This is a genomic window from Acidovorax sp. KPB24-07 (genome assembly GCF_057543315.1).
Genome location: NZ_BAAJYS010000174.1, coordinates 1 through 7,904 on the forward strand (window position 1 = coordinate 1; position 7,904 = coordinate 7,904).

Genomic DNA, 7,904 nt, shown 5'->3' on the forward strand with positions numbered 1-7,904 from the left:
CGGGGTGACCACGGTCAATGGCGACGCCCCCAAGGCGGCCGCCCGGGCACCCGCGCGCACTGCGCCGCAGCGCGCGCGCCCCGCCAGAACAACAGGGCAGAACCACTGAGGGCAGGACACAGAATATGGCAAGAGAATACAAAGACGTGGTCGTGGGGCTGGACATCGGCACCGCCAAGGTGATGGCGGTGGTGGCCGAGGTGCTGCCCAATGGCGAACTCAAGCTGGCCGGGCTGGGCGTCGCACCCAGCAATGGCCTCAAGCGCGGCGTGGTGGTGAACATCGACGCCACGGTGCAGAGCATCCAGCAGGCGCTGAAAGAGGCCGAGCTGATGGCCGACTGCAAGATCCAGCGCGTGTACACCGGCATCACCGGCAGCCACATCCGCGGGCTCAATTCGAGCGGCATGGTGGCGGTCAAGGACAAGGAAGTCACCCAGGCCGACGTGGCGCGCGTGGTGGAGACGGCCAAGGCCATCAATATCTCCAGCGACCAGCGCCTGCTGCTGGTGGAGCCGCAGGAATTCGTGATCGACGGGCAGGATGTGAAGGAGCCCATCGGCATGAGCGGCATCCGCCTGGAGGCCAAGATCCACATCGTGACCGGCGCGCAGAGCGCGGCCGAGAACATCATCAAGTGCGTGCGCCGCTGCGGTCTCGAGGTGGAGCAGCTCATGCTGAACCCGCTCGCCTCCAGCCAGGCCGTGCTGACCGACGACGAGCGCGAGCTGGGCGTGGCGGTGGTGGACATCGGTGCGGGCACGACCGACGTGGCGATCTTCACCGGCGGCGCGATCCGCCACACGGCCGTGATCCCGATTGCGGGCGACCTCATCACCAGCGACATCGCCATGGCTCTGCGCACGCCCACCAAGGACGCCGAGGACATCAAGGTCGAAAGCGGTTATGCCAAGCAGCTGCTGGCCGATCCCGAGGCGCAGGTGGAGGTGCCCGGCCTGGGCGACCGCAGCCCGCGCATGCTCAGCAAGCAGGCGCTGGCCGGCGTGATCGAGCCGCGCGTGGAGGAGATCTTCTCGCTGGTGCAGCAGGTCATCCGCGAGTCGGGCTATGAAGAGGTGCTGTCCTCGGGCATCGTGCTCACGGGCGGCAGCGCCATCATGCCTGGCATGGTCGAGCTGGGCGAGGACATCTTTCTGAAGCCCGTGCGCCGGGGCATTCCCAAGTATTCGAGCGCGCTGGCCGACATGATCGCCCAGCCGCGCGCCGCCACCGTCATGGGCCTGCTGGAAGAGGCGCGCCTGGCGCGCCTGCGCGGCTTCAAGGTGGCGCAAAAGAGCGGCTCGGTGAAGACCGCGTTCGGCCGCTTCAAAGATTTCATCGTGGGGAACTTCTGACATGTTGTCCCCTCAGCACTGGCTCGCTCGCGCCGGCCCCGATGCGCTGTTCTGGCAACGATGGCGGGGCACCGGCCCCCCTTTCGTGCCGCGGACCGCGCCCCACCCGATTCCAACCATCCAGCCGTTTTGGCCCCATGCAATTCACGTGAAAGACTAGGAGCACCCACCATGACCATCGAAATGATCGAAGCCGAAGAATTCAATCAGGGCACCCAGATCAAGGTGATCGGTGTCGGCGGCGGCGGCGGCAATGCCGTCGCCCACATGATCGCGCGCAATGTGCAGGGCGTGGAGTTCGTCTGCGCCAACACCGACGCGCAGGCCCTCACGCGCAGCCCCGCGCACCGCACCATCCAGCTGGGCGGCAGCGGCCTGGGCGCGGGCAGCAAGCCCGACAAGGGCCGCGATGCCGCCGAAGCGGCCGTGGAAGACATCCGCAGCGCCATCACCGGCGCGCACATGCTGTTCATCACCGCCGGCATGGGCGGCGGCACGGGCACCGGCGCGGCCCCCGTGATCGCGCGCGTGGCCAAGGAGATGGGCATCCTCACCGTGGGCGTGGTCACCAAGCCCTTCGACTGGGAAGGCGGCCGCCGCATGGCCAATGCCGACAACGGCCTGGCCGAGCTGGAAGCCAACGTCGATTCGCTGATCGTCGTGCTCAACGAGAAGCTGCTGGAAGTGCTGGGCGACGACATCACCCAGGACGAGGCCTTCGCGCATGCCAACGACGTGCTCAAGAACGCCGTGGGCGGCATCGCTGAAATCATCAACGAATACGGCCACGTCAACGTCGACTTCGAAGACGTGCGCACCGTGATGGGCGAGCCCGGCAAGGCCATGATGGGTACGGCCACGGCCGCCGGCCCCGACCGCGCCCGCATCGCCGCCGAGCAGGCCGTGGCCTGCCCGCTGCTGGAAGGCATCGACCTGTCGGGCGCCAAGGGCGTGCTGGTGCTGGTGACCGCCGCCAAGGGCAGCCTGAAGCTGTCCGAGTCGCGCCTGGCCATGAGCACCATCAACGCCTACGCCTCGCCGGACGCGCACGTGATCTACGGCGCCGCCTACGACGACAGCCTGGGCGAAGAGATCCGCGTGACCGTGGTGGCCACCGGCCTGTCGCGCCAGAACGCACGCCGCCAGCCCATCTCGGTGGTACAGGGCGGCCTGCGCACCGGCACGGACAACGTGGCTTACCAGATGCCCATGGCCGGCGCGACGCTGGGCGCGGGCCTGGTCGGTGGCGGCACCGCGCAGGCAGACTACGGCAACATGTCGGTGCCCAGCGTGTGGCGTACCAACCGCACGCAGGCGGCCGCCCGCGTGGACGCGCTGTCCTCGGGCGGCATGGACGACCTGGAAATCCCCGCGTTCCTGCGCAAGCAGGCCGACTGACGGGCAAGGCCCTGCGGGCCTTTCTTGTCCACAACACCGCCATGTTCCGCAAGGGGCTGGCGGTTTTTTCTTGCGCGCGTGGGCCTATTGCGCCCATAGCGGCAGCGATGCCCCATGATGGGGCCTCCCCCTCTAAAATCGACCGATGCTCCAGCAACGCACGATCAAGACCCTGACCCGCGCCGTCGGCGTGGGCCTGCACAGCGGCCAGCGGGTCGAATTGACGCTGCGCCCCGCCCAGCCCGACACGGGCATCGTGTTCCGCCGGGTGGACCTGCCCGAGCCGGTGGACATTCCCATCACCGCCATGGCCGTTGTGGACACGCGCATGGCCTCCACCATCGGCGTGGGCGGTGCGAAGGTGCACACGGTCGAGCACCTGATGTCGGCCTGCGCGGGCCTGGGGCTGGACAACCTGTACATCGACATCACGGCCGAAGAGGTGCCCATCCTCGACGGCTCCTCCGCCTCGTTCGTGTTCCTGCTGCAGAGCGCCGGCGTGGAGCTGCAGAAGGCGCCCAAGCGCTTCATCCGCGTGACGCGCCCGGTCGAGGTGCGCGAGGGCACGGGCCCGAGCACGAAGTGGGCACGGCTCGACCCGTACCACGGCTACAAGCTGCGCTTCGAGATCGACTTCGCCCACCCGGCGGTCGATTCCACCGGACAGAGCGTGGAGTTCGACCTCGGCTCCGGCAACTACACCCGCGACATCGCGCGCGCGCGCACGTTCGGCTTCACCAAGGACGTGGAGATGATGCGCGCCAGCGGCCTGGCGCTGGGCGGTGGCCTGGACAACGCCATCGTCATGGACGACTACAAGGTGCTCAACAGCGACGGCCTGCGCTACGACGATGAGTTCGTGAAGCACAAGATCCTCGATGCCATCGGCGACCTGTACCTCGTCGGCAAGCCACTGCTGGCGGCCTACAGCGCGTTCCGCTCGGGCCACGCGATGAACAACCTGCTGCTGCGCGAACTGCTCGCGCAGGAGGACGCCTGGGAAATCGCCACGTTCGACAACGAGCGCCAGGCGCCCGCCGGCTTCGCGCAGCCGGTGGCCGCGTGGTAGGGCGACGCCGGGGCCGCGCGGCATGCTGATCTTTCGCTGGATCGCCACCCTGCTGCTGCTCATGGCAGCGGTGTCGTTCGCGTTCTACGTGGGCACGGGGCAGGCGCGCTACAAGCGCTGGGGGCTCATCATCCTGAAGTGGACGGTGATCGCCGGCTTCGTGTTCTTCGCCGTGCTCATCCTGGGGCGCATCGCCTGACCGCAGCGCAGGGGCGGGATGGCGGTGGGCCAAGGCGCTGGCCTATACTGGCGCCTGCTCCGGGGTGTGCTGATGCGCTGAGATGCGGGCGGCCTGACGAATGTCAGGCTGGCTTGCGAACCCGACGAACTTGATCCGGTTCATACCGGCGGAAGAAGAGCCGACCTCCCGTGACCGTGCCCGCACCCGCGTGGCACGCACCGCTTCACCAGGCGCCCTGCGCCTGCGTTCCAGGCACAGGTCCATTTCCGGAGCAGCCCCACCGCCCCCGGAAACAGGAGACCTGCCCCATGAACGCACCCGAACCCCTCGCCCGCGAAAAATTCGCCGAACTGCTCGCGCTCACCCGCGCGCCCTTTCCCGCATCGCGCAAGGCCTACCTGCCCGGCCACACGCACGCGGACCTGCGTGTGCCGGTGCGCGACATCGCGCTCACCAACGGCGAGCAGGTCAGCGTGTACGACACCTCCGGCCCCTACACCGACCCCGAGGCCGTGATCGACGTGCGCCAGGGCCTGGCCAGCGTGCGCGGCGGCTGGATCACGGCGCGCGGCGACGTGGAGCACTACGAGGGCCGTCCGCCCGTGGCGCTGGACGATGGCCAAAAGAGCGAGGACGCCGCCCGCCTGGCCCAGCTGCGGGCCGAGGCCGCCGCGCTGCAGCGCCAGCCGCTGCGCGCCAAGAGCGGCGCCAACGTGACGCAGATGCACTACGCGCGCCGCGGCATCGTCACGCCCGAGATGGAATACGTGGCCATCCGCGAGAACGGCCGCCGCGAATGGATGGCGCAGTACATGCAGGATGCGGGCCGCGAGCAGCGGCTGATGGGCAACCCCATGGGCGCGAGCATCCCGAAGATCATCACGCCCGAGTTCGTGCGCGATGAAGTGGCCCGCGGTCGCGCGATCATTCCCGCCAACATCAACCACCCCGAGGTGGAGCCGATGGCGATCGGGCGCAACTTCAAGGTCAAGATCAACGCCAACATCGGCAACTCGGCCGTCACCTCCAGCATCGAGGAAGAAGTGGAAAAGCTGGTGTGGGCCATCCGCTGGGGCGCCGACAACGTGATGGATTTGTCCACCGGCAAGGCCATCCACACCACGCGGGACTGGATCGTGCGCAACTCGCCGGTGCCGATCGGCACGGTGCCCATCTACCAGGCGCTGGAGAAGGTCGGCGGCGTGGCCGAAGACCTGACCTGGGCCATCTTCCGCGACACGCTCATCGAGCAGGCCGAGCAGGGCGTGGACTACTTCACCATCCACGCGGGCGTGCGGCTGGCCTACATCCACCTCACGGCCCAGCGCCGCACCGGCATCGTCTCGCGCGGCGGCTCCATCATGGCCAAGTGGTGCATGGCGCACCACAAGGAGAGCTTCCTGTACGAGCACTTCGAGGACATCTGCGACATCATGAAGGCGTACGACGTGTCGTTCAGCCTGGGCGATGGCCTGCGGCCCGGCTGCGCGTCCGATGCCAACGACGAGGCGCAGTTCGCCGAACTGCACACGCTGGGCGAACTCACCCAGACCGCCTGGAAGCACGATGTGCAGACCATGATCGAGGGCCCCGGCCACGTGCCCATGCACATGATCCAGGCCAACATGACCGAGCAGCTCAAGACCTGCCACGAAGCGCCGTTCTACACGCTGGGCCCGCTGACCATCGACATCGCCCCGGGCTACGACCACATCGCCAGCGCCATCGGCGCGGCCATGATCGGCTGGATGGGCACGGCCATGCTGTGCTACGTGACGCCCAAGGAGCACCTGGGCCTGCCCGACCGCGACGACGTCAAGCAGGGCATCATCGCCTACAAGATCGCCGCGCACGCCGCCGACGTGGCCAAGGGCCACCCCGGCGCCCGCGCGCGCGACGACGCGCTCTCCCAGGCGCGTTTCGATTTCCGCTGGCAGGACCAGTTCAACCTGGGCCTCGACCCCGAGACGGCCCAGGAATACCACGACGAAACGCTGCCGAAAGACAGCGCCAAGGTCGCCCACTTCTGCTCGATGTGCGGCCCCAAGTTCTGCTCGATGAAGATCACGCAGGAGGTGCGCGAGTTCGCCGCCAAGGGCCTGCAGGAAAAGGCGGTGGAGTTCCGCGGCACGGGCGGCGAGCTGTACGTGCCGATCCAGCCGGTGGGCTGATCGCCCTTCATGGGCGCAGGGCGCGCCGCCTGGCAAGGCGGCGGCGTGCCCTGGCGGACCTCAGGCGTGGCCCAGGCGCAGGGCCCGCACTGCAGGGACCGTTGCGGGCAAAGGCGCCGGCACGGGCGCGGAGAGGCGTTCCGCCGATTCGCTGGCCGCCGAGGAATGCGGCAGCGCGAAGCGGCTGATCACCGACGACAGGTCGTGCGCCTGCCCGCGCAGGCTTTCCGCCGCGGCGGCGGATTGCTCCACCAGCGCCGCGTTCTGCTGCGTCATCTCGTCCAGCCGCGACATGGCGGCGTGGATGGCCGCGATGTCCTGGTTCTGCGACCGGGTGTGGCTGCGGATCTCGCCCATGGTCTGCGCCGTGTGCTGGATGGTGGAGACCACGCGCTCCATCGTGCGGCCGGCGTGCCCGGCCAGGCTGGCGCCCGAGGCCACCTGCTGCACGGACTCGGCGATCAGCGCCTTGATCTCCTTGGCGGCCTCGGCCGAGCGGTTGGCCAGGCTGCGCACTTCGGACGCCACCACGGCGAATCCCCGGCCCTGGTCGCCGGCGCGTGCGGCCTCCACGGCGGCGTTCAGTGCCAGGATGTTCGTCTGGAAGGCGATGGAGTCGATCACGCCGGTGATGTCGGCGATGCGGCGCGAGCCCGTGGCGATGCGGTCCATGGTGTCCACGACCTGCGTGACCACGCCGCTGCCTTCCTGCGCCACGCTGGCGGCCTGCGAGGCCAGGGCTTCCGTGCGCTCGGCGGACGCCGCCGCATCCGCCACGCGGCGGGTGACCTGCTCCAGCGAGGCCGCGGTTTCCTGCAGCCGCGCGGCGGCCTCCTCGGTGCGGTTGGACAGGTCGGCGTTGCCGCCCGCGATGTCGGTCGAGGCGGCGCTGATGCTCTGCCCCAGGGTCTGCACGCGGTGCACCAGGCTGCGCAGCGCGCCCTGCATCACCGACAGCGAGGTGAGCATGCGGCCGGTCTCGTCGCGTTCGTGGCCGGCGATGTCCTGGCGCAGGTCCAGCCCGGCCACGCGGTCCGCCGTGGCGCTGGCGATGGCGATCGGGCGGGTGATGCTGCGCACCAGCCACAGCGCCAGCAGGGTGCCCAGGGCCAGCGACAGCGCGCCGAAGGCCACCAGCGCCCAGCGCGCCATGCCGCTCAGGCGCGCGACCTGCGCCGCCGCTTCGTCGATGTCCTGCCGCTGCGACTGCGAGAGCGCTTCGAGCGCCTGGAGCAGCGCCGTGGCCGAGGGCAGGAAGCGTTCACCGTAGACCTTGCGGATGCGCTCGGTGAGGCCCGAATCGCGCGCGGCCACCAGCTCCGTCCGCGCGGCCAGGAAGGTGGCGCCCATGGTGCGCACCTGCGCCACCTGCTGCATGTCCTCGGTGCCTTCGAGCCGCCGGGCCAGTTGGGCGACCAGCGCGTCGTACTGCTGCTGGGTGCGTGCGATGTCGGCGCCGAGGATCTCGCCCACCTCGGGTTCGGAACTCAGTGCCACGGCCTTGTAGCGCTCGGCGTTGATGGCCTGCAGCCGGTACGCATCGGCCACCAGGCGCTCGGTCGCGACGCTGCGCTGCACCATGGCGTCCGTGGCGCGGCCGATGTGGTGCAGCGACCAGATGCCGATGGCCGAGCCCACCAGGCTCAGCGCCAGGACGGCGAGAAAGACAGTCAGCAGGCGCTGGCTCAGTGAGCCGGTGCCCGGCCGGGCGGCAGTGGGGGCAGTGGGGG

General features: G+C 69.3%; 6 protein-coding genes and 1 riboswitch. Of the genes, 5 read left to right on the top strand and 1 reads right to left on the bottom strand.

What is annotated here, in order from left to right; translation table 11 throughout:
• The first annotated feature begins 125 nt into the window (after positions 1–125).
• The 5 genes from ftsA (at position 126) to thiC (ending at position 6,174) form a co-directional block, all read left to right on the top strand.
• Entirely contained in the window at positions 126–1,355 is a 1,230-nt protein-coding gene (gene ftsA / locus AC27IQ_RS16000) for a cell division protein FtsA (protein ID WP_092741824.1), read from the top strand.
• Between the two features lie 171 nt (positions 1,356–1,526).
• On the top strand, positions 1,527–2,753 hold the full coding sequence (gene ftsZ / locus AC27IQ_RS16005; RefSeq protein WP_272549194.1) for a cell division protein FtsZ: 1,227 nt from the start codon (positions 1,527–1,529) through the stop codon (positions 2,751–2,753).
• A 145-nt stretch (positions 2,754–2,898) separates the two neighbouring features.
• Entirely contained in the window at positions 2,899–3,822 is a 924-nt protein-coding gene (lpxC, locus tag AC27IQ_RS16010) for a UDP-3-O-acyl-N-acetylglucosamine deacetylase (protein ID WP_272567220.1), read from the top strand.
• A gap of 22 nt (positions 3,823–3,844) precedes the next feature.
• On the top strand, positions 3,845–4,021 hold the full coding sequence (locus AC27IQ_RS16015; RefSeq protein WP_272567221.1) for a hypothetical protein: 177 nt from the start codon (positions 3,845–3,847) through the stop codon (positions 4,019–4,021).
• Positions 4,022–4,071: 50 nt separating this feature from the next.
• Positions 4,072–4,195, top strand: a riboswitch (TPP riboswitch).
• Between the two features lie 116 nt (positions 4,196–4,311).
• The gene (gene thiC, locus AC27IQ_RS16020) at positions 4,312–6,174 is read left to right on the top strand and encodes a phosphomethylpyrimidine synthase ThiC (RefSeq protein ID WP_272567223.1); all 1,863 of its coding nucleotides are present in this window, start codon (positions 4,312–4,314) and stop codon (positions 6,172–6,174) included.
• Between the two features lie 60 nt (positions 6,175–6,234).
• On the opposite strand, the gene AC27IQ_RS16025 is transcribed toward thiC, so the two are convergent.
• Entirely contained in the window at positions 6,235–7,863 is a 1,629-nt protein-coding gene (locus AC27IQ_RS16025; RefSeq protein ID WP_487090044.1) for a methyl-accepting chemotaxis protein, read from the bottom strand.
• Positions 7,864–7,904: the final 41 nt, after the last annotated feature.

Excerpts from the sequence above, each read along its gene's own strand:
- ftsA (WP_092741824.1), top strand. The coding sequence starts at position 126 with ATGGCAAGAGAATACAAAGACGTGGTCGTGGGGCTGGACATCGGCACC.
- ftsZ (WP_272549194.1), top strand. The coding sequence starts at position 1,527 with ATGACCATCGAAATGATCGAAGCCGAAGAATTCAATCAGGGCACCCAG.
- lpxC (WP_272567220.1), top strand. The coding sequence starts at position 2,899 with ATGCTCCAGCAACGCACGATCAAGACCCTGACCCGCGCCGTCGGCGTG.
- AC27IQ_RS16015 (WP_272567221.1), top strand. The coding sequence starts at position 3,845 with ATGCTGATCTTTCGCTGGATCGCCACCCTGCTGCTGCTCATGGCAGCG.
- thiC (WP_272567223.1), top strand. The coding sequence starts at position 4,312 with ATGAACGCACCCGAACCCCTCGCCCGCGAAAAATTCGCCGAACTGCTC.